The following is a 20,485-nucleotide window of genomic DNA, read 5'->3' as shown; positions in this document are numbered from 1 at the left end:
CCCTCTGGGGCGCGCGCCCGGTGCAGAGGTGGCGGTCGGGAACGAGCGAAGCGGCGAAGTGTCCTGATAACGCGCGAGGGGGCGAAGAGGTTGCGTGACGCGGCGCGCCGGCCGGGTGCGTTTTGAGGGCAATAAATCGCCGCGGCACCATGGCCGATTGGCTGGTGCCGATTTCGTTGTCGATGACGTCATCGTCGGGAAGGTCGGTCAGCACGCTGTAGAAAGCTTCGGAGAGGGGCTCGCCCTTGTCATCGCGGGCGCGATTCTGCCCAAGTCGGTACTCGAGGTGAAGATCGGCCGTTGCAATGCCGGCCGTCAACTTGAACGGCTAGTCAGGCGCCGATCCAATCACTGAGACTTCGCAGCGACCGAGACCAACGAGATCCCGATGGCGGCGCCGCCGCCCAGGATCGGGAACATGCCTTTCACCGCCGGCGAATGCTGCATTGCGAATAAAAGAGCAATCAGCGATATCACCCAGATCCCGAGATTTACCATGGCCAGATTTTTCAAACCGCGGTTGCGCATAGCGTGATCTCCAAGTTATTCGCTCACCAGACACTCCCCATGCCCTTGGACGATCTGAAATATTCATTTGCCTGTCGCCGATCAGGCGGACCAACGCGCCAGTCCTAACCCACCTTCTTCACGAGAGCGGCCCTTGCCCACCTTCATGGGCTGCAGGTGCCAGGACTGCTCGAGCTCGCGGCGGGATGTCCACCAACACGATGATCAGCAGCCAGGCGCCGGCCGTATCGAGCAGGACTCTCAGGGCGTCGGATCCACCATGGGGTTGGCCGGGTCGGCGGCCCATTCCTGCAGAGAGGCCGTGTAGACGGCGACGTCCTTGAAGCCGAGCCGGACCATGACGAACGCACTGCCGGAGGCCGCGATTCCGGCGCCGCAGTACGTGATGTAGCGATCGGAACGATCTTCTGGGTGAATCGCGGCGAGCTCTTCCAGAGACCTGAATCGACCCGACTGGTCGAGCAAATCCAGCACCGTGATGTTCAGCGCGCTCGTGATGTGGCCGGGCCGGGCATACATGCTCATCTGGTCCTGATAGACCGGCTCCGGCAAGGAGTCGATGAGGTGGACGTCATCGTCGTCGATGGCGGCGCGCACCTCGTCGCGGTCGGCGATCAGCTCCGGACGGACGGCGGCCGTGAGCTTCTTCGCAGGTCGGCTGGCGGGATCGGAGGAGAGGGGCTGGTCACCTGCCGTCCATGCGGCCAGGCCGCCGTCGAGCAGCGCTGCATCGTCGAACCCCACCCAGCGCAACATCCACCACACGCGCGCCGCCCAGACGGTATTGCTGCTGTCATACAGCACGACACGCGAATCATCACCGACACCCAGGCGATCCATGGCCGCGCAGAACTTCTCCGGCGTCGGCACGGCATAACCGATCGGGTTGTCCGTGTCCGAGAGGTCGACCATGAGATCGGCGAACCCGGCGCCCGGAATGTGGCCGGCGTCGTATGACACCCTGCCGTTGATGGCCCGCATGCCGCCGGCCTCGACCGGTTGCGCGAGAAGCCCGCCTCGCCGATCGCGCCCCCGGGCGGCGACACCGTCACCGACGCCGTGATGATCACCACGTTGCCGTTCTACGACAGCGGCTCCACCTGCGGCTTCAACGACGACTACGACGCCGCCTGCACGGATCCGTCGACCGCCCCCGACGTGGTCTACGCGACCCTCTGGGCCCAGCGCTCGACCTGGCTCGTGCACTACGCGCTACCCGACGGCGACTGCAACCAGGCGGCGATCCTCGAGGAGGTGACGTGTCGGCCCTGTGAGTACACGACGCTCACCATCAACGGGGAGCCGGGGACGACGGGCTACTTCTGGGTGCACACGCACTACAACGTGTATCCCAACGGCGCCTACCCTTACACGGTGCTGGTCGATGGAGGGACGGTGGCCACTGTCGGTCGCAACTGGTCGGCGGTCAAGGATCAGTACCGCTGATCGGCGGGACCCCGGCCGGTCGACGCCGCGTCGGCCGGCCCCCGCGTTGTCAGGCCAGCTCCTCGAACTCCCCGCTGTCCCGGTTCTTGCGCACGTTGTCCCAGTCGAACGCGCGAGTGCCGGCGTGCCATGTGGACCAAGCTGAGCGGGAACGAGTGAAGAGTGACCGGGCACTGTGTCTGCAACAAGGCCCATGACCAAACGCATTGAAGCGCTGGATTCATAATTCGGGGTCACGATGTGAAAGGGAAGCCGACTTGAACGCCTTGAAAACCGCACAGACTGTTTTCATGATATTATTGGTTCTCGCTACAATTGTATAAATCGGCGGGGGCGGGGCGACGATGGAGCCGTTCTCTTCTCTCAGAGCAAATCCATATATGCAACCGTTGCCGAATTGAAGTGCTTGGACACTCGTCACTTGTGTTGGCAACAACGAGGTTAATCTCCAACTCGTCCCCGAACTTCAAAACCTCCGGTTCTACCGTGGTTTCGAGTTGTAGCCATGCCAAGCGCGGTTCCGGCGGGTTCGTAATGATGTTGTGCGATCCATCGCAACTTGCCATGTACGCCAAAAATACTAGAAGGCAGATTTTCATATTGACCTGCCACCAATTGGGGCTCCACATCCAGAACTAGGATGCGAATGTGATCGGCCGTCAGGGTACCGCTTTAGGTAAATGCGCCGGGACGACTCTCGCGCCCCAGGACACACCAAGTAATCATCGCCTAGGGCTTGATCTTCGCGATGGCCTCCCTGAGCGCCGGATTGAATTCCTCGGCGGCGTCAAGCATCAGGAAGTGGTCGGTCCCCTCCAGCACGATCGCCTCGAACGAGCGCATGTGCTGCCGGTTCGCCTCGGCGTTGACGGGCCACAGGTCGGCGCACACCGCCACGACCGGCAGGGGCAGTTCCTCGAAGAGTGCCGGGCCCTTCCCCGTGATCCACTGCTCCATGTACCTGCGCATCGCGCTCAAGGCGACCTCCTCGGGCGCAGAAGCCATGTCGGCCTGGATCCACTCGGCCAGGTCAGCGTCCATGTCCGGCAGGATCATCGCCGCAGCGAACTGCCGGCAGGCGACGGGAAAGTCGGCCTCCAGCGGGGCGATCATCTCGGCAGCATGCTCCTCGGTGACCGGAAAATCGAGGTTGTGGAGCGAGTCGACGCCGATTAGGCCAAGAACCCGGCCTGGCAGCAGGCGCGCGGCCTCGGCGATGACCAGCCCTCCCATGGAGTGGCCGACCAGGATCACCTCGTTGCCGCCGACGGCGTCCGCCACCGCCCGCACGTCCTCGCCGAAGGAACGCATGGTGTAATCCTCGCGCCCAACGCCCGAGTGGCCGTGACCGGCCAGGTCGACGATTACGACCCGGTGCTGGGCGGCGAAGTACGCCAGCTGCTCGCGCCAGTAGCGAGCGTCACAGCTCCAGCCGTGGACCAGAATCAGGGTCGGCTCGCCGTCACCGTGAACCTCGTAGGCGATAGGTGTGCCGTCGGCCGAGGGGACGACGCCGAGAGTTCCCGCACCGGCGGCGGCGGCAAAGAGAACGCAGCCGAGGAAGAAGCCAAGAAAGGGGGCCATTCGAGTGATCGCACATTTGTGGGTCACGTCTGCTCCTCCAAGAAAATTCTCCCATGTAGCTAGCACCCTGGCGTTAGGCTGCGGGCGGTTCTGGTGCGGTTCGTGGCTTTGCACGAACCGTGACAGAGACGACTGTTAGCTTGAACGGCTTGTTAGATGGTACCCCAAGGAACCTCACCCTTCCGTATCCCGATGCTCTTCAAGACCCAAGCCGGCGAATTCGTCCGCCTTGCCCTTTCTCTTCACTCCTAGGAGGCGCAACGCCTCGTTGATCGGCCACTGCGGACGGGATTCCTGCGATGGCCCCCAACTCGAATCCGCCGTGGAAGCCGTCAAGGGGCCCAGAACTACCGCACCACGATCCCACACGATCGATGACTGCTCTCCGTGACCGCCGAAGTAATCCGTCTCGATGTAAGCCACTCGGGTGTGCTGTGATATCGCGCAGGCCAAGGCCGCGAAGTCGCGCCAGAGGTAGTCGAGTTCCGGCTTCCTCCCGGACGAATGAGTTGGAGACTTTCTGAATCGAGCGGTGAGATCCTTTTCCATCTCTTCTCTCTGGGGCAACATCTCAAAACCCTGGCTCAATCGGATTCTCGGGTAATCCGTATCACCCAGAACCCGCTTCGCCATTCCCAATCGGTATACCAGTGCTTGGAGATTGTGGCTCATCGCATCTCAATCCATCTAACACCCTGGCGATAGGCTGCGGGCGGTTCTGGCGCGGCACTGGCTCTTGCCAGGACCGTGACAAGGGCGACCGTCAGCTTGAGCGGCCTGCTATGTGGGGATCCCCCCACGCTCAGTGATTCTCACTCCACTCGCCGATGACCAACTTGCCGGATTCGATTCTAATCGACTCGACTTCCTCCGTGGTGCCAAACATGAGGCCGTACCAGCCGGGTTCTACTCCTACATAAGTTAGGGAGCTAATCACGAATCCAGCCGAGTCGAGAAGAGAGACGGTGAAGTCTGCATCGCGTTCGACAACTATCGCATTTCTAAAACTCGAGAACGGGTGGGGCCTGTCATAGAGCCAAACGCTTTGCTCTGAGTCGGCTTGATCGCGCTGAGTTGATTCGCGTATTGGGGGTATAGGCACCACATTGAACTTGCCGAACGGCGTTTGGTACCAGACGGAGATTTCGTTCGGTGCTTGACTGGCCGCATCGCCGACCTCATCCGATCGGTCGAATGCAGCAACGCTGGGCACTATCGCTCCAACGATCAAAAGAATAAGAATAAAGACGATCGGTGATCTCAACGTGCCCCCCTGTTAGCCAGTGAAGATGCCGCCCCGTTTCCACCCTCCATATAACGTTTTGGTTCACCTGCAATTGTGGCCGGCGCGTATTGTGCGCCAGCACGAAACGTGACGGACGCGATTGTGAGGTGCAAGCGATTGTTAGAAAGCCAATCAATCACTTCTGGTCTTGGTACCCGACATCTCCACTACCAATCTATGGGGTGCTCATTCGGCAGCATACAACGAACCCAGTTCAATTCGAGCACTCGCTGGGCTGTTTCCCAACTGCACTCCACCCCTATTGTTCGAAACCTCTCCGACATGCCCCGAACCTCTACATCGAGTGATTCAAGGTTCTGTAAAAAGGACGGCTCAATCCGCCTATTGAACAGAAATATGGTATACCAGTTTAACGAGGAGGGGCCCAAATCCGATTGCATTTTTAAGTCTGGACTATATTCCCCTAGCCATAAATAGTATTCTTGTCTCTGTAATTCTAACAGGCCCTCTGGTCGGCCCAATACAAGGAGACCGCCAAATACCTGTGGGGATGGACCGGCAAACAAATTCTGCAAAATCTGGATCCCTGATTCAAATAGACTTGCGACTTCGTCAATTGTCAATTCTCGCATAACTGCAAGAATTGCGGCCAGCTTTCTTGTATCTTTTGCGTCCTGGTTTTTGTCAATTAAGAAATCAATATACGAGCGATCGTTGGCATCGGGGAGGATCGTTGCGGCGGGCAAGTGCAAGGGGTACAGGCCCACCGCCGAGTTGCCAGGCTCGCTATATTGGTGAATATCGTGGCCAAGTGTTAATGCATCCTGGCGGAGCTTGCTTGCAGCGTGGGCAAGATCTTCAATCTGGTAGTAACTCTCCAAATCAACCATGTTCCGTGGCCAGACCTTGACCAGTTCCGCGAAAGCATCCTTGGGTGAACCCACCAATAGGACACCCAGGAAGAAAAGGGCGACTGCGCCTTTCAACCAATCCGGAAATCGGCCCCAAGACTCTTGAAACACGACTCCCCCTCCAAGCCTTTCTAACGTTTGCTTCAACTGCAAAGTCGGTTGGCGCGACCCTGGCGCCAGCCAGGGGCTGGCAATCGGCTTTGTCAGGTGCAAGCGTTTGTAAGGCGTCAGGCCACCTTCCCAACCCTGCTGGACCTTCTCTATTGCGGACGCGACGCGACACCTTCTACGATGTCTGTGTTCTGTGAATCGATGATACGCCAGGTTCCGTCGATCTGCTGCATCGTGTGTACCAGAATGCCGTTTCTCTCCGGTAGTGCAGCTCCTTCAGGGGAGACGTGACCTTCAAGCTTCCAACGACAACGCGCGATCGCGATGCCGGGCGCGGGGAAACGCGAGGCAACTTCCAGAATGGTCAACTGGCTGCTCTTGAACATCGTCTGATGGGAGAACTCATGCGCACCCTTGATCTCGGGTCGACCTTTCCACCACAGACCGACGACGTTCACGAACTCAGCGTCCTCAGCAAAGAGATCAGCGAACGCGTTCATGTCGTGCTGATTCCAACTCTCGGCAAAGGCGTTGACCACGCGAGTGACTTCGGCGACTTCTGATGACATGGCTGCCTTTCCAGTTCGAGTCGATTCCGGCCAGGAATTTGATGCCTAACACCGTGCCGTTAAGCGGCGGGCTTTCTTGGCGCGGGCCTGGCGCATGCCAGGACCGTGACAAGGACGACCGTCAGCTTAACGGCTTGTTAGACCGCACGAAGCATCGAGAGCCCATTCACGACGCCAGGTTCAACCGATACAGTAGTTCGCCTGATCCAACTTCTCCTTCACCGGAATCGCAGATGAAGCCAACCTTTTCTAGTACACGCTGTGACGCCGGATTCTCACGCTCAACGCCACCGACTACCGAAGAAATATCGTTATGCTTGCACCACTCCACAAAACCGCGTATCAGCTCCGTGGCCAGGCCTCGGCCCCACGCACTTTCCGCGAGGAGATAACCCAGTCGGAACTCGACGCCGCGAGCGCTTTCGTTGTTAGATTCAAACAGAATCACAAGACCTATTGGCGTTCGCTCAGGCTGCGCGACAACAAGCAGAGTAGCCCCTTCTCGATCACGTTCTTCGATCCAACGTCTCGCGCGTTCTTCGGTATAGGAACCCTGCCACCCTGGCGGCAATGACCTGGTAACTGGAGCCGTGAGCATCGCTGACACCACAGATGCCAGATCCTGTTCCATCCATTCCGTCGGTGATAGCGAGTGCCACTCTTTAACGAAGAGGCGTGAGGTCTCAAATGTACAAGTCTGGCCCACCATCGAGGCCTCCGAATCTTCGATCCAGAGCTTGTCTGTCTAACACCCTGGCGTTAAGCTGCGGGCGGCTCTGGCGCGGCGGTGGCGTCAGCCAGCGCCGTGACAGTGACGAAAGCCGTCAGCTTGAACGGCTTGTTAGACTGAACTCGCCTGGGACTTCTACATTCCCTCGTCTAGAACATCATAGTGAGCACAATCGGGATCCCAGCGACTGAGTACCTCTCGAGCTTCATCAGGCACGTATGCGCGAGCGTAGTCCTCGCCCTGGAATTCGATGACATTCTCGATCGAGTCGAAAGTGATCATCGTGACGAACTCAACCTCCGAACTATGCTCACGCCGAAGAACTTCGAATCCGCGATACCCTTGGATAGACTTAGCCTCAATGCCGGGGATGACGATATCACGCAGGACAGTCCAATAGGCTTCTGCATTCTGTGGAGTCGTCCAACCATGCCAGATGCGTTTGATCGCCATGCCTGCCTCCGAAGTCTTAGTCCTACTGATCCATTATCAAGGGAATCGATCTAAGCTCATTCTGTCTAACACCCTGGTGATAAGCTGCGGCGGTCTTGGCGCGGATCTGGCGCCAGCCAGATGCGTGACAAGGCCGGCTGTCAGCTTGAACGGCCTGTTAGATTCCCACATTTAATTCCCGGGCTTCCACTCGAGCGAAAGCCGCCGATTCGACGCCGCGCAGTCCCGCAAGTACAGATTGATCAGGGTCTGATACGGCACGCCGATCTCATCGGCAAGCGCCTTGAAATAGTCGATCGTCGCTTCCTCGAGACGAATCGTGACCTGCTTCTTGAGGCGCTTCGCGTATGGGTTCTTCTTGCCCTTCGAAAAGTCGTAGTTCTCGCGCATAGCTATCTCACCGTGTATTGCGCCCGCTCGGACTTGGTCGCCTTGCGAGCTGAGATGATCCGAATTGACTCCGCCTTCTCGCGATAGCAATGGCAGACGACGAGGACGCGGAGGGACCAGCTCATCCCCAAGAGGATGAAGCGATCTTCTGATTCGGAGTGGTCTGGGTCGGGGATCAAGACGGCATTCTCATCGGCGAAAGCGGTTGCCGCTTCCTCAAACGTCACGCCGTGCTTCTTCGCGTTAGAAGTAGCCTTCCGACGATCCCATTCGATCTTCAGATCTGCCATGCGTACACTGTACCTACAACGTAGTTTACGCGCAAGAACAAAGTGGATCTAACACCCTGGCGATAAGCTGCGGGCGGTCTTGGCGCGTCGCTGGCTTTTGCCAGCGACGCGCCAAGACCGCCCGCAGCTTGAACGGCTTGTTAGGATTCCTCCACCGTAAAGCCGATCTGTCGCTGTGGCGGTACTGCTTCTCTACTCATCAACCGGCGGATCGCTTCGACGATCGACGAAATCTGTTGATCGTGGGCTCCGGCGATTCGCTCGAGTTCTTCTAGCCGCCGAGCCAACTCCCTATGCTCCATCACGTATCGCCGCAGACGGACGAACGCTCGGACAACGAAGACACTCATCTCGACGGCACGCTCGGAGTTTAGCACACTTGCGGCCATGATTGCCCCGTGCTCGGAAAACACACGCGGTAAAACCGGCGAATACTTCAACTTGCGGAGGTGGTCGCAATTTGCGACCACCTTGGCCTTCTCCTCCGATCTCAGTTGGAAGACGAAATCGGCCGGGAACCTACCCTCGTTCCGTCTCACCTGCTCATTCAGTCGCTTGGTCGTGACACCGTAGAACTCCGCTAGGTCGGCATCGACGATGACTCTTTCCCCGCGGATCAGAAGAATGCGCTGTTCGATTGCTCCGATGCGAATAACCGGATTATTTTCGGCCACGCCTTTCCGCCAAACCGGGAGGTTATTTCAAGTAATCCTAACGTTTCGGTTCAGTGGCGGCGCGTGAGCGCCGTCCGCTGCAACCGCGGGTTAGGCGGTCGCGGTACGTGAGTGGAAACCACCCGCAATGCTCAATGAACTCCACAGTTCATGACCAATCGGCAGGTGCGGAAGCGTCGAGCTTGGCGAGTCCGCCCAGGCAAGCATGACGGCTTACTCCGGGACTGCTCACACGCGCTGGTCACGCACTGCAACGCACAAGATGACACTCTATCTCTTCACTTCTTTTCGCCGTGCGATGAGAGATGCAGCAACCGCTCCAGCGTACGTGCCCCCACAGCAAGAGAGCAGGAATCCGAGCCCCTGGGAAAGGACAACTTCTCGCTGTTCCACCAATGCCATGATTACAATCACAACAAGAAACGTAGCGTCCATCGCCAGCATAATGGGCCAGTCGTTGCGGTATGCGTTAACGTTGCCGCGCGACAGCAGAAACTGGCAGATTAAGAAGTACGCTCCCATTAAAATGAACGCAGCCAGTAAGCCCGCCACTGCACCGACGAAGGACAGCAAAAATCCAAGAAGCCCTAGGCAAAAAGCAAGCAACGGTTTCGACATTGTCGTCCTCCTGGTCACACTCTGTAGGCGCCTAACACCTTGGCGTTAAGCTGCGTGCGGTTCTGGCGCGGGCCGTGCTCTTGCACGGACCGTGACAGAGGCGAGCCGTCAGCTTAAACGGCTTGTTAGACTATTCCTTTCCGAGACGCATCTCCCTTGCCTCGTCCCACGGAAATGCCCGATCGTAGTGAAGTGGTTTTGCTTCCATTCCGCGAAGAAGCGCATCCAAGTACTGGACGTTGACGACGAGTATCGAGCGTTGGCTGTAGACGTTGGCATCTCCGAGGTTTCTAATCCCGGCAATCCGTGCATTAATCGAAGTGTCGAGTGCCTTTCGATATCGCAGAAAGCCGACTTCCTCGAACTGGGCTGTGTCAAATGATCCCTTTTCAGCGTCCATTGTCGCCGGATTGAACCGCCCGACCGTTAATCTGGCGTTCGTAACCACCATCGGTACATATGCCAAAGTGGAGCCGACTTCTATTGAGATCTCGGCACGAGAAAGCGCCTCAGTCGCGGCTACGAGATCACTGCCAATACGATCCAAGAACGTAATTTGGCCGTCCCCCGATCCCCTGACGCTACAGAAGCTAGATTCCAGCGATGCAGGGAATACCGAAATATCGTCCCATTCGAAGATACCCGGCGAAGGAAGGGGCATCTTGAGGTGCCAATGACACTTGAACCGAACTGCTAGGTCTTCGGATTCACTCGGTACTAGAAACAACCACTTCGCATCTTTTGTCCTCTTACATTCGACGACGATTCGAACTGTGGGCTTCTCTAGAACGAGATCGATAAACCCGGACAGACCTTTATCGACATGACGCCATGGATGTTCAGTTGCGAGTATTAGGCAGTATGCGTCACGCTCGGCAGACTCGAGTAGCTTTTCTACACCAAGTTGAAACGCAAACCCAGATGCGTTAAGAAGCCGCAGTAATTCCTCTTCTCGTTCCATTTCCCTCACCGGTTAGTCTAACGTTGGGTTCATCTGCAAAGTCGATTGGCGCGGCCCTGGCTCCGCCAGGGGCGTGACAAACGGCTTTGACAGGTGCAAGCTCTTGTTAGGCACTCTTCCTCTCTTGAAGAACCATGTTTGTCACAACCCATGTTGCACCAAATAGAATTGAGGCGCCCACAAACAGCCACACGAACACCATCTCCCACCTACTTGCGTCCTTCGATACATCTGCATATCTCGCTTGAATCTCTGCATTTGCCTCTGAGCCTGCACTATATACCCACTCTAAGAACTCATTAGTTACTATGATCAAATACCCTATTTCGGCATACGCTGAATCTGGGTCTCGTTCCTTTGCTCTGTGGTGTCGTACTATCTCAAGTGCATAGTCATAGTAGATGTCCAGATGCCCAAGCAGGACCGGATTCTCCTTGTCAATACGCACGGCAGAAATGAGTGTCATCCGATACACATCTGATATCTGATTAACGAGGTCTTCGATTACTATGTCATTCAACACTTCAGCATTAATAGCTTCCCGATAGGCATTTACCAGAGACACAGCTTTGGTTTGCTGCTCGGTAGCGTAACTGAAATCTTTTTCTATTTGAGACAGGGTAGCATCTGCCTCTTTGTAGAACCAATTTTGCCCAAGCCAGGACAAGAACATCAACAAACCGGCCAACCCATTTATGACCACAACGAGCCGACCCCTATCGCGAATCAGCCTCGCACCCCAGCTAGCGCTGTTGGGGTGTTCGCCACACTTTGCTTCAGGGCTACCAGTCGTCCCAATTGGCTCAGACATCTATTACACACTCCCCAAAGACATAAAGCATTGTATGCCTAACACCCTGGCGTTAAGCTGCGGGCGGTGCTGGCGCGGCACATGGCTCTGCATGAGCCGTGACAGCGCCGACTGTCAGCTTGAACGGCTTGTTAGGCAACCCATACCTCACTACCATCCGCGGATTATAAACACGATCAGCACAACCAGGGCTACGTTCAAGGGAATCACGTAATGGTAGAATAGCGAGCCGATATGCCCTGTTTCCTCCCGTGTGAGCTTAACGTACTGCCCGATGTATTTCAGAATGAACATTCGGAGCCAGATATAGTTGATTGTTTGCCCGCGTTTCTGGAGGTATGCGGCTATCAAAAGGGCGGCGACAACCCCCCATATAACGCAAACAACGCCGAGGACAGAAAGGATCACAGTCATCGTCACACCGCCGTTTTCCCTCGAATCTAGATAGCGTTGGTTTGTCTAACACACCCTGGCGTTAAGCTGCGGGCGTTCATGGCGCGGGTCTGGCGAATGCCAGAGCCGTGACATGGACGATCCGTCAGCTTGAACGGCTTGTTAGCTCGACGCTTCCTGCAATCGACGAACTCGCCTCCAGGATATGGCAAAATCTCGCTGTACCTTTCCGTTTCTTTCTAGCCGGATTTCTTGACGCCATGAGTAGCAAGATAAGCCTGCACTGATGGCGAGCATCAACAAGATCACACCTCCGTCGGGCCACCTACTTGGTCCATTAAGCCGTAGTGCACGAACGACGATCACAGCAGCAGCTAGCCAGTTCAGGATGTTTACAATTAGCCACTCGTTCCGCATCACGTTTGACGAGAACCTGGATCGGTCTCTGTGCTTTCGTCGCGCAATGAGTCCTTGCTCGTGCAATCTTGTTTCCCATTTGCGCTCCAGTTTTGGCTCCAAGAATATTCTGAGATAGGTGCTAATGCGCCATATTCTTCTACGGTTCCCGCATAGCAACTGATAGCTAGGAAATGTTACGACATATACGCAGAACGTGATAAACAATCCGTGTAGATGATGCGAGGCATTAAATCCGGCGGTGAGAAGGGCCGCCACGCCCGCGACCATGATCCCAATTATTTGATAGTTCAGAGCGTCCGCGGACCTCAACTCTTCTCTAAGGTCGGAGTACTCACTAAATAGTTGTTCGGTCGCGTCCATTTTCAACGCTCCCTTTGATTATGGCCATCCTATCCGAGAATCTAGCTAACACCCTGGCGTTAAGCTGCGGGCGGTTCTGGCGCGCAGCTGGCTCTTGCCAGATGCGTGACAGAGCCGGCTGTCAGCTTGAACGGCTTGTTAGAGACTAGTCCGCCACCCAAGCCCGGAATGCCCCGGCTGCAGCTAGCATGAACTCGTCTCCCTTGAAATGTACCTCAATCGCGTTTGCGGTAGCCTCGAAATCGACGATATCCCGGCCTTCATCCCCGGGCTTCGCATGAGGCTGCACATAGAGAATAACTAGTTCGTCTTTCGACACCGTTGCCCTGTAGCCAGATTCAGTTGCTTCGACGAGGCCGGCATCGGCCAGTTTCGCGAGGAGATGACGGTACTTGCCTTTGAAGTTGGCACTTGTTGCAGCGTATAGCTTCAGGATGCCCGATACAACGGCGCCCAAGCCTTCTCGCTGCGCTGACTCCAAGTACTCGTCCTGCTTCTGCCGCCGAGATCCTGAATCCGTTTTGAACTCAATCAGGATGCTCTTCCCGCACTTGGTTACGACGAAAAAATCAACTTTGTAGGACTTGTTCGAATACTCTTTTCCCTCATGTTGCGGCTGAACTGATCCGATTCGAAGCGGCAACTCGGGGATGACGGCCGCCACCTCTAGCTGGCGGGTATGGTTCAGAATCTGAGGAAGCGCGAAACCAATGATGGAATCAACTCGCGGCTCCATGCGGTAGGCCGGTAGCTTTTTCCAATCGAGTAGAGTTTGAAAATACGACGGTATCGATTTCAAGAGACCCCCCTCTATGTCTCTAACACCCTGGCGTTAAGCTGCGGGCGGTGCTGGCGCGGCACATGGCTCTGCATGAGCCGTGACAGCGCCGACTGTCAGCTTGAACGGCTTGTTAGGCAACCTATACCTCACTACCATCCGCGGATTATAAACACGATCAGCACAACCAGGGCTACGTTCAAGGGAATCACGTAATGGTAGAATAGCGAGCCGATATGCCCTGTTTCCTCCCGTGTGAGCTTAACGTACTGCCCGATGTATTTCAGAATGAACATTCGGAGCCAGATATAGTTGATTGTTTGCCCTCGTTTCTGGAGGTATGCGGCTATCAAAAGGGCGGCGACAACCCCCCATATAACGCAAACAACGCCGAGGACAGAAAGGATCACAGTCATCGTCACACCGCCGTTTTCCCTCGAATCTAGATAGCGTTGGTTTGTCTAACACCCTGGCGTTAAGCTGCTGGCGGTCTTGGCGCGGCGCTGGCTCTTGCCAGCGACGTGACAAGGCCGACTGTCAGCTTGAACGGCTTGTTATGCCGCTCACAGAACACGCATAGGAATCCGGACACTATCTCGTTGCCTCGTTGGCCGACCAGCTCATAGCCACCAGCTTCCATTGTCTTGAGATCTGTTGCCAAACACCAAGGTATTTGCCTTCGATTACTGTTCTTTCCCCTGATACTTCGACTACCATCTCGCTCCTACCGTCGAAATACGCCATATCGCCCGAGGGGCCAACAACAATAGATTCCGGCATTCCGGCTATCTCAACAAACGGCAGCTTAAACCATTCGTTCTCGTAGAATTCTCTGATGGCTTCATGCCCTACAATTGGCCCGTGCCCGGGAGGCTGAAACACTGCGTCGGGAGCTATGAAACTCATTGCCCCCTCCAGATCACGGTTCGCTTCAGCTCGTAAAAGATTGGAATCAGCAGCACGGATCTCCGCTGCTATCGATTCCGTGTCAATTGAATCGCGGCCGATATCCCCACATCCACTGAGTGGCACGGTGGCGAACATCAGAAGAGCAACAGCTAAATGTCGATTCATCACTGTCATCCCTCGCTGCCACTAAAGTTTCAAATCACAGCGGTATAACACCCTGGCGTTAAGCTGCGGGCGGTGCTGGCGCGCAACTGGCGTATGCCAGATGCGTGACAGAGCCGACTGTCAGCTTGAACGGCTTGTTAAGCAGAAGTCTGCCCCCTACGATTGTGCAACATGCGTCTTGAAGAATTCGATCACCTGAGCCTTCGATAGTTCGCCGCCAGCGACCCCCATAGCGAGTTCTTCGACGGAATCGTCATCGGCGACCAGTTCGTGATCATTGACCAGCAGAAACAATTCCGCCGTGGCAACCGCGACTCGTTTGTTGCCGTCGACGAAGGGGTGATTCGCGCACAGGTGGAAGAAATAGGCTGCCGCCTGCTCCGCGAGGTCCGTGTGCAATTCTTCGCCGCCGAATGTCGATCGAGGCATTGCGACGGCGGACTCGAGAAGCCCCCGGTCTCGGAGCCCCGTATCGCCACCGAATTCCTCGACTACACGTCGATGGACAGTCAACACATCTTCGACGGTCAGAAAAGCGGCGTGGCTCATTATTGGGCCAACCGCCTGAGAACATCTTCCCGCTTCCTGATGACGTACTCGAGTTTCTCGCGAACTAGCTCAGCGCTGACTGGATTTGGGCGGGCCGGAGTGACGATCAGATTGCCGTCTTGGATGGTGAGTTGGACCTGGCCGTCTTCGTCGAGCCCCAGCAATTCCAGGATTGGTTTGTCGAGGATCAGCGCATTGCTGTTCCCAACTTTACGTAACTGCTTGATCATTTCAGCCTCCAGGTTATAACCAAATTATAACCCAAGCTGATCACTGCGTCAACTACCGGCCATTTCCTGCTTAACACCCTGGCGTTAAGCTGCGGGCGGTTCTGGCGCGGCTCATGGCTCTGCATGAGCCGTGACAGAGACGACTGTCAGCTTGAACGGCTTGTTAGGCATCCTACTCAAGGAATCTATCAGAATCGCCGTACTGTTCTGGTGATTCTACGAGATTGCTGAGAAGACCACAAATCTCACGACACTCGACTTGAATGAGCCATGCCCTGCGATAGTCCGCTTCAGCCTTTGCCGCTTCGAAGAGTTCTTTATAACTGAGAAGTTGTCGTTTCAGACCGTCTTGATCATCAATCTTCTCAATCGTATCTGTTGTACTGAGGTACAGGAACTTACGATCTGGACTGTATAGTGGAAGCGGTCGGTCCGTGGGCATTGCCGGAGAAAGTGCGACTACCTCAGAATAGCTCGCACGTGAAAGCCACTTATCCCAATCAAAATCTCTTGCCACTAGCACTTCCTCCAGAAAACGCGGCTATCGATCTGGCTCAATTGTCGTAGTGCGGCCCAGACCGACCAATTCCCAACGCTCTTTCCCTGCGTTCCCGACGTAGTCACTCTCGCCAGAATCCGGGTAGACGGTTCTGTCTCTATCGAACATATCCGGTCCGAAAAAGAACCAGCAGCCAGCGGCTTTAGTGACGATGCAGTCAATTTCGTTCTCGCCATACGAAACTGCTCGCGAAGATCCGCCCGGGTCACCGGGACGCATCTTGGGCAACTTTCTCGTGATGTTGACAAAAAAGCCCTTACCTGAGCTGTTCCGCGAAGCTTTCTTGACCTGCACTCTGTGAATGCGGGCCCCATCGTCAACTAGCAAATCATAATGCGCATTGTCGCCGAACGGCTGGCTAACCGTAGCGCCCCGCTTGATGCACTCAAGCGCGAAATCCAACTCTAGAACCTGTCCAGCAAGCCTCGTCTTTGACCCCGCCATCCGCATTCCTTTTCGACTTGAGCCACCAACGGTCGACTATCTGTATGCCTAACACCCTGGCGTTAAGCTGCTGGCGGTCTTGGCGCGGCGCTGGCTCTTGCCAGCGACGTGACAAGGCCGACTGTCAGCTTGAACGGCTTGTTATGCCGCTCACAGAACACGCATAGGAATCCGGACACTATCTCGTTGCCTCGTTGGCCGACCAGCTCATAGCCACCAGCTTCCATTGTCTTGAGATCTGTTGCCAAACACCAAGGTATTTGCCTTCGATTACTGTTCTTTCCCCTGATACTTCGACTACCATCTCGCTCCTACCGTCGAAATACGCCATATCGCCCGAGGGGCCAACAACAATAGATTCCGGCATTCCGGCTATCTCAACAAACGGCAGCTTAAACCATTCGTTCTCGTAGAATTCTCTGATGGCTTCATGCCCTACAATTGGCCCGTGCCCGGGAGGCTGAAACACTGCGTCGGGAGCTATGAAACTCATTGCCCCCTCCAGATCACGGTTCGCTTCAGCTCGTAAAAGATTGGAATCAGCAGCACGGATCTCCGCTGCTATCGATTCCGTGTCAATTGAATCGCGGCCGATATCCCCACATCCACTGAGTGGCACGGTGGCGAACATCAGAAGAGCAACAGCTAAACGTCGATTCATCACTGTCATCCCTCGCTGCCACTAAAGTTTCAAATCACAGCGGTATAACACCTTGGCGTTAAGCTGCGGGCGGTCTTGGCGCGGGCCTGGCTCTTGCCAGGGCCGTGACAAGGCCGACTGTCAGCTTGAACGGCTTGTTATGCGGCTCTCCTCGTCGCTTTTCAAGAGCACAGTGTTTGAGAGTAGCAGCCCGAAACACTATCTAGCTGCGATTTCCGCCAGGGAACAATCCATCAGCGTTCAGTTTGGTAGTGCCAAGCTGCAGGGTATCGAGTGCAAAATCCTTTGGCACCGGCGCACTTGAGTCCATATAGCACATCAAATCTGAAGCCCCAACCAAGTAAAGTGCCTTTTCTTCATCCTCCTCGTACTGAAGCCCACGAGTCACCCTAATTCGATCTCGAAATGAATCACCTAGGCCTTTGATAAACGTTTGCTCTCGCCTGCCCATAATGCTTTCTACGATAATGGATGCTGATTCCTCAATCGCAGCTTCGATGAAGGCTTCGCAATCATTCAGTTTCAGTTTTTGGCGAGCTTTACGAAACAACACTATGAGGAAAAATCCAACCAAGGAGGTCATAAAGCGCCCAGTATCGGTGCTTAGTTTCACTGCTTCCGCTACTTTGGCAAAGTTGTTACACATGGCACAAATCGCTAGAGCCGCACATTCCCCTTTCTCGTTCAGCGCCAACCGATCACCCGAAGGACCGACTACCTTGCTCCAATCTGTTTGTTCCACTTCTTTGAAGTTGTACACGCCGCCACTTTTGCTGTGTTCCATATCCAACCGCCATACCTCCGAGTAGAGAACCTAGCAGATTATCATATAATTGGTTCTAGATCCTACTTGACCTAACCTTGGTGCGACAACGAAAGAGAGCCCAAGCTAGATTCTCGCCGGATGCAGGCCCGCCGGACTTTCTCCAAAGGCTCTCTGGATCTAGATTCAACGAAGATACCGATCGTTGATGAAAATAATCACAACCGGCAACAGGTACGACTTTACAGTTCCAACTGTAATCCCCTGCGACTTCAAAACACCCGTATCGTGTTCCGTTATGGGAAACGATCACCAGATCTCCGATTTGAACCTCAGTGAAGAGCCGCCATAGACTTGCCGCAGCGTGACCGAGATTCTGCTTCTGTGGATAGACGCACTTTAAATGAGGTCGCAGTTCTTTCTGCGACGTGACACTCAGTTTCCGCAGGTTTCCGATACGCCCCCAGCCCATAGCTAGAGATCCCGATTCAAGCATCCATTGGTACGCCACCTGAGGTCGCTCGTGGTGCGCGCTCAATCTCCATACAGTTCTCATACGTACCCGATTCTCGTATAACACCCTGGCGTTAAGCTGCGGGCGGTCTTGGCGCGGCGCTGGCTCTCGCCAGCGACGTGACAAGGCCGACTGTCAGCTTGAACGGCTTGTTAGGCTGTTCATCCTCCGTCCTCATTCACTCCGCCGATAAACAGCCTTCCCTATGCTTGATCGACTTGCTTCAACTGTCGGTTTGTGAGAGCCAAACGCAGGCCTGCTCCGACGCACGCCGAGACCGAAGCCCAGTTGAGAAGCATCGTGAACTTCTGAATACCGAACAGAATCGTATTTCCGCCAAAGATGAGGCCAACAACGGCGATGGCCGACAGCGATATAAAGGTCGTCGCCCCACTTCGGCTTTCCCGCTGAGCGCCGGCAATCCACCCGATTTGGCCAAACACGGCAACGGTGATCAAACAGTTGATGATACTGAGCGACATCTGATTCACCTTCCCGATGGATGTTCTTCTCTAGCTATCTGCCTAACACCCTGGCGTTAAGCTGCGGGCGGTTCTGGCGCGGCTCATGGCTCTGCATGAGCCGTGACAGAGCCGACTGTCAGCTTGAACGGCTTGTTATGCGAGGACTCCAATCCGTCAGCAACCCTCCGAATCGCCGAACACGAATACCTTCGATTCCCACTGAATTAACGATAGAGTGCCTTGACTGCTCCCCAGGTTCTGGACTCTGCGGCCACGAGCTGCCCATCCAAAACCACGCGAACGTCTGTCAACGTGGTCAGCGCGTCGATCCAAGCATCGCACGGCGGAGTAAAGTTGCACTCGAGCTCTGCCTGGATCGTCGTATTCAGCAAGAGACTAGGATCTAGAGGATTGCCGACATCGCAATTCTCCACCGGTCCCGACTCGTCAGTGAAGGTTGGAGTCAACAAGTTTACGATGCCGAAAAAGCAATCTTCCCCTAACGTCTCGGCGGTCAAGACCAGGCGCATCTGAGTAACGACGGATAGAGTGTCCAGAACCGTCTGGCCGCCCCCGACATCGTATTCGCAGATCATCCACCCGTCGGAGTTCGTACCCGACATGACCAACTGTAATTGATCAACGGATATGACCTCCGGTGGAATAATGAACGTACAGGTACGCACGCGCGGGGAATCGTTGGGGGGCAGGAAGCCCGAATCGAAGTCACCCGTGAGGGCGGGCAAGGAGATCTCGACTGAATCGGCGTAGGATGCGGTGGAGATCGCCAGGAAAAAAAGCAGGATCGACAGTCTCATGGCTAAGACCTCCCGCCTGAAGACTACCACGGCGCATTTGCCGTGATCAATCGGCCAGACTCGAACGCTGGCAGAGTACCCGCGAGCATGGCCGAGCTGGAGTTACACAGTTTTTCCTCCGCTCGTTCGTATAACACCCTGGCGTTAAGCTGCGGCCGGCTCTGGCGCGGGACTGGCTCTGCCAGACCCGTGACAGAGGCGATAGCCGTCAGCTTGAACGGCCTGTTAGCCAGTTTCAGACTATCTAGCTCTCAAAGACCGCTTCCATCTCTTGGGCTTCTTGTTCATTGATTGCATTCCTGATGGTATCTATATCGAACTCTGGACGAAAGTGGTGGAGAGGCCCGGTCAGCCAAACACCAAATTCCGTACGTAACGCAACTACCCCTCTTCTAAGAATGGGGATATGTGGTTTTGATACACCCTCCACGGGTTTGATCATTCCCGGCCTATTGGGATTTCGACCGAAATCATTGCAAGGGTAAATGAATGAGATTGTGTCACCAACCGCGACAGGAGAGAGGGTCTGATTTTTAAGGACTTCAAGTACACAGGCTCGTCTTTCCTGGTGAGGGAATAAGCACTCCGGATGGGCACCGTTCGACAGCTTACGTAGCACAACATTGGAGTATTCAATAATATCAACGACCAAGATCGTGGGTGACGATTCGATCCAAGTCTCGACGCTATATTCAGCGGCTACTGCGTGAATCGCATTCATTATGGAATTCTGGTGAATATATGAATACCCTGCAATCATCCATTCTCCTTGATCAAATCGCAGCGCAAATACACCAACTGCTCCTGGCTCTAGATGCTTTCCTTGTAATGACGAAATGCTCATGTACATGTCTGGCTTCGAAGGGTCCTCGCCATATTTTCCTGAAACATAGGTAATGGTTACTGTGTCGCCGGGCGCCAGGATATAGCCAGAATTGGCCTTGATAATTTCGGTTACGACAATGTGGGCTTTGTTGTGTGGGAACAGCCAACCCTTCATATCCGGTCGGCTTAACTCTTGTGGCTCTACAGGCTCATCGGATACAACTATGCCAATCGCGATAATTGGAGCCATGAGATACCAATGATGTAAGAGCTCTTCGATTTCCAATGCCTCACTTCTGTTCGTCGTCGCG

Annotated in this window: 28 protein-coding genes; 2 read left to right on the top strand and 26 right to left on the bottom strand. The window is 55.2% G+C overall.

The features are described 5' to 3' along the window. Positions 1 to 94 precede the first annotated feature (94 nt). Complete coding sequence (locus IFSED24_RS13610; RefSeq protein ID WP_491332015.1) at positions 95 to 355, top strand: hypothetical protein; 261 nt, start codon at positions 95 to 97, stop codon at positions 353 to 355. On the opposite strand, the gene IFSED24_RS13605 is transcribed toward IFSED24_RS13610, so the two are convergent. Next, a complete protein-coding gene (locus IFSED24_RS13605; protein ID WP_491332014.1) occupies positions 349 to 528 on the bottom strand; it encodes a hypothetical protein in 180 nt (59 codons plus the stop codon). The genes IFSED24_RS13610 and IFSED24_RS13605 overlap by 7 nt on opposite strands. A 240-nt stretch (positions 529 to 768) precedes the next feature. Beyond that, positions 769 to 1,509 (bottom strand): sulfurtransferase, encoded by a 741-nt coding sequence (locus tag IFSED24_RS13600; protein WP_491332013.1) that lies wholly within the window; start codon positions 1,507 to 1,509, stop codon positions 769 to 771. Positions 1,510 to 1,527: 18 nt separating this feature from the next. Between IFSED24_RS13600 and IFSED24_RS13595 the strand changes: the two genes are divergently transcribed. Further along, positions 1,528 to 1,974 (top strand): hypothetical protein, encoded by a 447-nt coding sequence (locus IFSED24_RS13595; RefSeq protein ID WP_491332012.1) that lies wholly within the window; start codon positions 1,528 to 1,530, stop codon positions 1,972 to 1,974. Between the two features lie 729 nt (positions 1,975 to 2,703). On the opposite strand, the gene IFSED24_RS13590 is transcribed toward IFSED24_RS13595, so the two are convergent. The 24 genes from IFSED24_RS13590 to IFSED24_RS13475 form a co-directional block, all read right to left on the bottom strand. Continuing rightward, positions 2,704 to 3,585 (bottom strand): alpha/beta fold hydrolase, encoded by an 882-nt coding sequence (locus tag IFSED24_RS13590; RefSeq protein WP_491332011.1) that lies wholly within the window; start codon positions 3,583 to 3,585, stop codon positions 2,704 to 2,706. Between the two features lie 147 nt (positions 3,586 to 3,732). Then, positions 3,733 to 4,230, bottom strand: a complete 498-nt coding sequence (locus IFSED24_RS13585) for a hypothetical protein (RefSeq protein ID WP_491332010.1) — start codon at positions 4,228 to 4,230, stop codon at positions 3,733 to 3,735. Between the two features lie 130 nt (positions 4,231 to 4,360). Beyond that, the gene (locus IFSED24_RS13580) at positions 4,361 to 4,822 is read right to left on the bottom strand and encodes a hypothetical protein (protein ID WP_491332009.1); all 462 of its coding nucleotides are present in this window, start codon (positions 4,820 to 4,822) and stop codon (positions 4,361 to 4,363) included. A gap of 188 nt (positions 4,823 to 5,010) precedes the next feature. After that, positions 5,011 to 5,826 (bottom strand): hypothetical protein, encoded by an 816-nt coding sequence (locus IFSED24_RS13575; RefSeq protein ID WP_491332008.1) that lies wholly within the window; start codon positions 5,824 to 5,826, stop codon positions 5,011 to 5,013. A gap of 149 nt (positions 5,827 to 5,975) precedes the next feature. Beyond that, entirely contained in the window at positions 5,976 to 6,395 is a 420-nt protein-coding gene (locus tag IFSED24_RS13570; protein WP_491332007.1) for an SgcJ/EcaC family oxidoreductase, read from the bottom strand. Between the two features lie 166 nt (positions 6,396 to 6,561). Then, on the bottom strand, positions 6,562 to 7,026 hold the full coding sequence (locus tag IFSED24_RS13565; protein WP_491335060.1) for a GNAT family N-acetyltransferase: 465 nt from the start codon (positions 7,024 to 7,026) through the stop codon (positions 6,562 to 6,564). Between the two features lie 234 nt (positions 7,027 to 7,260). Further along, positions 7,261 to 7,578 carry an antibiotic biosynthesis monooxygenase gene (locus tag IFSED24_RS13560; RefSeq protein ID WP_491332006.1) on the bottom strand — a complete coding sequence of 106 codons (318 nt, stop codon included), beginning with the start codon at positions 7,576 to 7,578 and terminating at the stop codon, positions 7,261 to 7,263. 171 nt (positions 7,579 to 7,749) lie between these two features. Continuing rightward, positions 7,750 to 7,968 carry a BrnA antitoxin family protein gene (locus tag IFSED24_RS13555; RefSeq protein WP_491332005.1) on the bottom strand — a complete coding sequence of 73 codons (219 nt, stop codon included), beginning with the start codon at positions 7,966 to 7,968 and terminating at the stop codon, positions 7,750 to 7,752. Between the two features lie 2 nt (positions 7,969 to 7,970). After that, entirely contained in the window at positions 7,971 to 8,258 is a 288-nt protein-coding gene (locus tag IFSED24_RS13550) for a BrnT family toxin (RefSeq protein WP_491332004.1), read from the bottom strand. A 140-nt stretch (positions 8,259 to 8,398) separates the two neighbouring features. After that, positions 8,399 to 8,932: an ORF6N domain-containing protein gene (locus IFSED24_RS13545; RefSeq protein WP_491332003.1), complete on the bottom strand. Its 534-nt coding sequence runs from the start codon at positions 8,930 to 8,932 to the stop codon at positions 8,399 to 8,401. Positions 8,933 to 9,202: 270 nt separating this feature from the next. Continuing rightward, positions 9,203 to 9,550 (bottom strand): hypothetical protein, encoded by a 348-nt coding sequence (locus tag IFSED24_RS13540; RefSeq protein ID WP_491332002.1) that lies wholly within the window; start codon positions 9,548 to 9,550, stop codon positions 9,203 to 9,205. 130 nt (positions 9,551 to 9,680) lie between these two features. After that, the gene (locus IFSED24_RS13535) at positions 9,681 to 10,511 is read right to left on the bottom strand and encodes a hypothetical protein (protein ID WP_491332001.1); all 831 of its coding nucleotides are present in this window, start codon (positions 10,509 to 10,511) and stop codon (positions 9,681 to 9,683) included. A 106-nt stretch (positions 10,512 to 10,617) separates the two neighbouring features. Next, positions 10,618 to 11,322, bottom strand: coding sequence for a hypothetical protein (locus IFSED24_RS13530; protein WP_491332000.1), 705 nt, complete (start codon positions 11,320 to 11,322; stop codon positions 10,618 to 10,620). A gap of 1,318 nt (positions 11,323 to 12,640) precedes the next feature. Next, the gene (locus IFSED24_RS13525; RefSeq protein ID WP_491331999.1) at positions 12,641 to 13,294 is read right to left on the bottom strand and encodes a hypothetical protein; all 654 of its coding nucleotides are present in this window, start codon (positions 13,292 to 13,294) and stop codon (positions 12,641 to 12,643) included. Positions 13,295 to 13,864: 570 nt separating this feature from the next. Then, positions 13,865 to 14,347, bottom strand: coding sequence for a YybH family protein (locus tag IFSED24_RS13520; RefSeq protein ID WP_491331998.1), 483 nt, complete (start codon positions 14,345 to 14,347; stop codon positions 13,865 to 13,867). 156 nt (positions 14,348 to 14,503) lie between these two features. Continuing rightward, on the bottom strand, positions 14,504 to 14,896 hold the full coding sequence (locus tag IFSED24_RS13515; RefSeq protein ID WP_491331997.1) for a type II toxin-antitoxin system death-on-curing family toxin: 393 nt from the start codon (positions 14,894 to 14,896) through the stop codon (positions 14,504 to 14,506). Further along, positions 14,896 to 15,126 carry an AbrB/MazE/SpoVT family DNA-binding domain-containing protein gene (locus IFSED24_RS13510; protein ID WP_491331996.1) on the bottom strand — a complete coding sequence of 77 codons (231 nt, stop codon included), beginning with the start codon at positions 15,124 to 15,126 and terminating at the stop codon, positions 14,896 to 14,898. Before IFSED24_RS13510 ends, IFSED24_RS13515 begins: the two co-directional genes overlap by 1 nt. Before the next feature lie 541 nt (positions 15,127 to 15,667). Next, complete coding sequence (locus IFSED24_RS13505) at positions 15,668 to 16,129, bottom strand: group I intron-associated PD-(D/E)XK endonuclease (protein ID WP_491331995.1); 462 nt, start codon at positions 16,127 to 16,129, stop codon at positions 15,668 to 15,670. Between the two features lie 178 nt (positions 16,130 to 16,307). Further along, a complete protein-coding gene (locus tag IFSED24_RS13500) occupies positions 16,308 to 16,790 on the bottom strand; it encodes a YybH family protein (protein ID WP_491331989.1) in 483 nt (160 codons plus the stop codon). Positions 16,791 to 16,992: 202 nt separating this feature from the next. Continuing rightward, positions 16,993 to 17,580 carry a hypothetical protein gene (locus IFSED24_RS13495; protein ID WP_491331994.1) on the bottom strand — a complete coding sequence of 196 codons (588 nt, stop codon included), beginning with the start codon at positions 17,578 to 17,580 and terminating at the stop codon, positions 16,993 to 16,995. A 49-nt stretch (positions 17,581 to 17,629) separates the two neighbouring features. Beyond that, a complete protein-coding gene (locus IFSED24_RS13490) occupies positions 17,630 to 18,109 on the bottom strand; it encodes a DUF8426 domain-containing protein (RefSeq protein ID WP_491331993.1) in 480 nt (159 codons plus the stop codon). Positions 18,110 to 18,270: 161 nt separating this feature from the next. Beyond that, positions 18,271 to 18,549: a hypothetical protein gene (locus IFSED24_RS13485; RefSeq protein ID WP_491331992.1), complete on the bottom strand. Its 279-nt coding sequence runs from the start codon at positions 18,547 to 18,549 to the stop codon at positions 18,271 to 18,273. 206 nt (positions 18,550 to 18,755) lie between these two features. Further along, the gene (locus IFSED24_RS13480) at positions 18,756 to 19,349 is read right to left on the bottom strand and encodes a hypothetical protein (protein WP_491331991.1); all 594 of its coding nucleotides are present in this window, start codon (positions 19,347 to 19,349) and stop codon (positions 18,756 to 18,758) included. Between the two features lie 244 nt (positions 19,350 to 19,593). Further along, complete coding sequence (locus IFSED24_RS13475; protein WP_491331990.1) at positions 19,594 to 20,460, bottom strand: hypothetical protein; 867 nt, start codon at positions 20,458 to 20,460, stop codon at positions 19,594 to 19,596. Positions 20,461 to 20,485: the final 25 nt, after the last annotated feature.

Source organism: Candidatus Latescibacter sp. IFSED24, from assembly GCF_058273205.1.
Note: the sequence above shows the minus strand (reverse complement) of the source record. Positions and strands in the feature narration are given on the sequence as shown.

Excerpts from the sequence above, each read along its gene's own strand:
- IFSED24_RS13550 (WP_491332004.1), bottom strand. The coding sequence starts at position 8,258 with ATGGCAGATCTGAAGATCGAATGGGATCGTCGGAAGGCTACTTCTAAC.
- IFSED24_RS13560 (WP_491332006.1), bottom strand. The coding sequence starts at position 7,578 with ATGGCGATCAAACGCATCTGGCATGGTTGGACGACTCCACAGAATGCA.
- IFSED24_RS13555 (WP_491332005.1), bottom strand. The coding sequence starts at position 7,968 with ATGCGCGAGAACTACGACTTTTCGAAGGGCAAGAAGAACCCATACGCG.
- IFSED24_RS13500 (WP_491331989.1), bottom strand. The coding sequence starts at position 16,790 with ATGAATCGACGTTTAGCTGTTGCTCTTCTGATGTTCGCCACCGTGCCA.
- IFSED24_RS13530 (WP_491332000.1), bottom strand. The coding sequence starts at position 11,322 with ATGTCTGAGCCAATTGGGACGACTGGTAGCCCTGAAGCAAAGTGTGGC.
- IFSED24_RS13515 (WP_491331997.1), bottom strand. The coding sequence starts at position 14,896 with ATGAGCCACGCCGCTTTTCTGACCGTCGAAGATGTGTTGACTGTCCAT.
- IFSED24_RS13485 (WP_491331992.1), bottom strand. The coding sequence starts at position 18,549 with ATGTCGCTCAGTATCATCAACTGTTTGATCACCGTTGCCGTGTTTGGC.
- IFSED24_RS13565 (WP_491335060.1), bottom strand. The coding sequence starts at position 7,026 with ATGGAACAGGATCTGGCATCTGTGGTGTCAGCGATGCTCACGGCTCCA.
- IFSED24_RS13540 (WP_491332002.1), bottom strand. The coding sequence starts at position 9,550 with ATGTCGAAACCGTTGCTTGCTTTTTGCCTAGGGCTTCTTGGATTTTTG.
- IFSED24_RS13585 (WP_491332010.1), bottom strand. The coding sequence starts at position 4,230 with ATGAGCCACAATCTCCAAGCACTGGTATACCGATTGGGAATGGCGAAG.
- IFSED24_RS13480 (WP_491331991.1), bottom strand. The coding sequence starts at position 19,349 with ATGAGACTGTCGATCCTGCTTTTTTTCCTGGCGATCTCCACCGCATCC.
- IFSED24_RS13510 (WP_491331996.1), bottom strand. The coding sequence starts at position 15,126 with ATGATCAAGCAGTTACGTAAAGTTGGGAACAGCAATGCGCTGATCCTC.
- IFSED24_RS13535 (WP_491332001.1), bottom strand. The coding sequence starts at position 10,511 with ATGGAACGAGAAGAGGAATTACTGCGGCTTCTTAACGCATCTGGGTTT.
- IFSED24_RS13490 (WP_491331993.1), bottom strand. The coding sequence starts at position 18,109 with ATGAGAACTGTATGGAGATTGAGCGCGCACCACGAGCGACCTCAGGTG.
- IFSED24_RS13505 (WP_491331995.1), bottom strand. The coding sequence starts at position 16,129 with ATGGCGGGGTCAAAGACGAGGCTTGCTGGACAGGTTCTAGAGTTGGAT.
- IFSED24_RS13600 (WP_491332013.1), bottom strand. The coding sequence starts at position 1,509 with ATGCGGGCCATCAACGGCAGGGTGTCATACGACGCCGGCCACATTCCG.
- IFSED24_RS13605 (WP_491332014.1), bottom strand. The coding sequence starts at position 528 with ATGCGCAACCGCGGTTTGAAAAATCTGGCCATGGTAAATCTCGGGATC.
- IFSED24_RS13520 (WP_491331998.1), bottom strand. The coding sequence starts at position 14,347 with ATGAATCGACATTTAGCTGTTGCTCTTCTGATGTTCGCCACCGTGCCA.
- IFSED24_RS13570 (WP_491332007.1), bottom strand. The coding sequence starts at position 6,395 with ATGTCATCAGAAGTCGCCGAAGTCACTCGCGTGGTCAACGCCTTTGCC.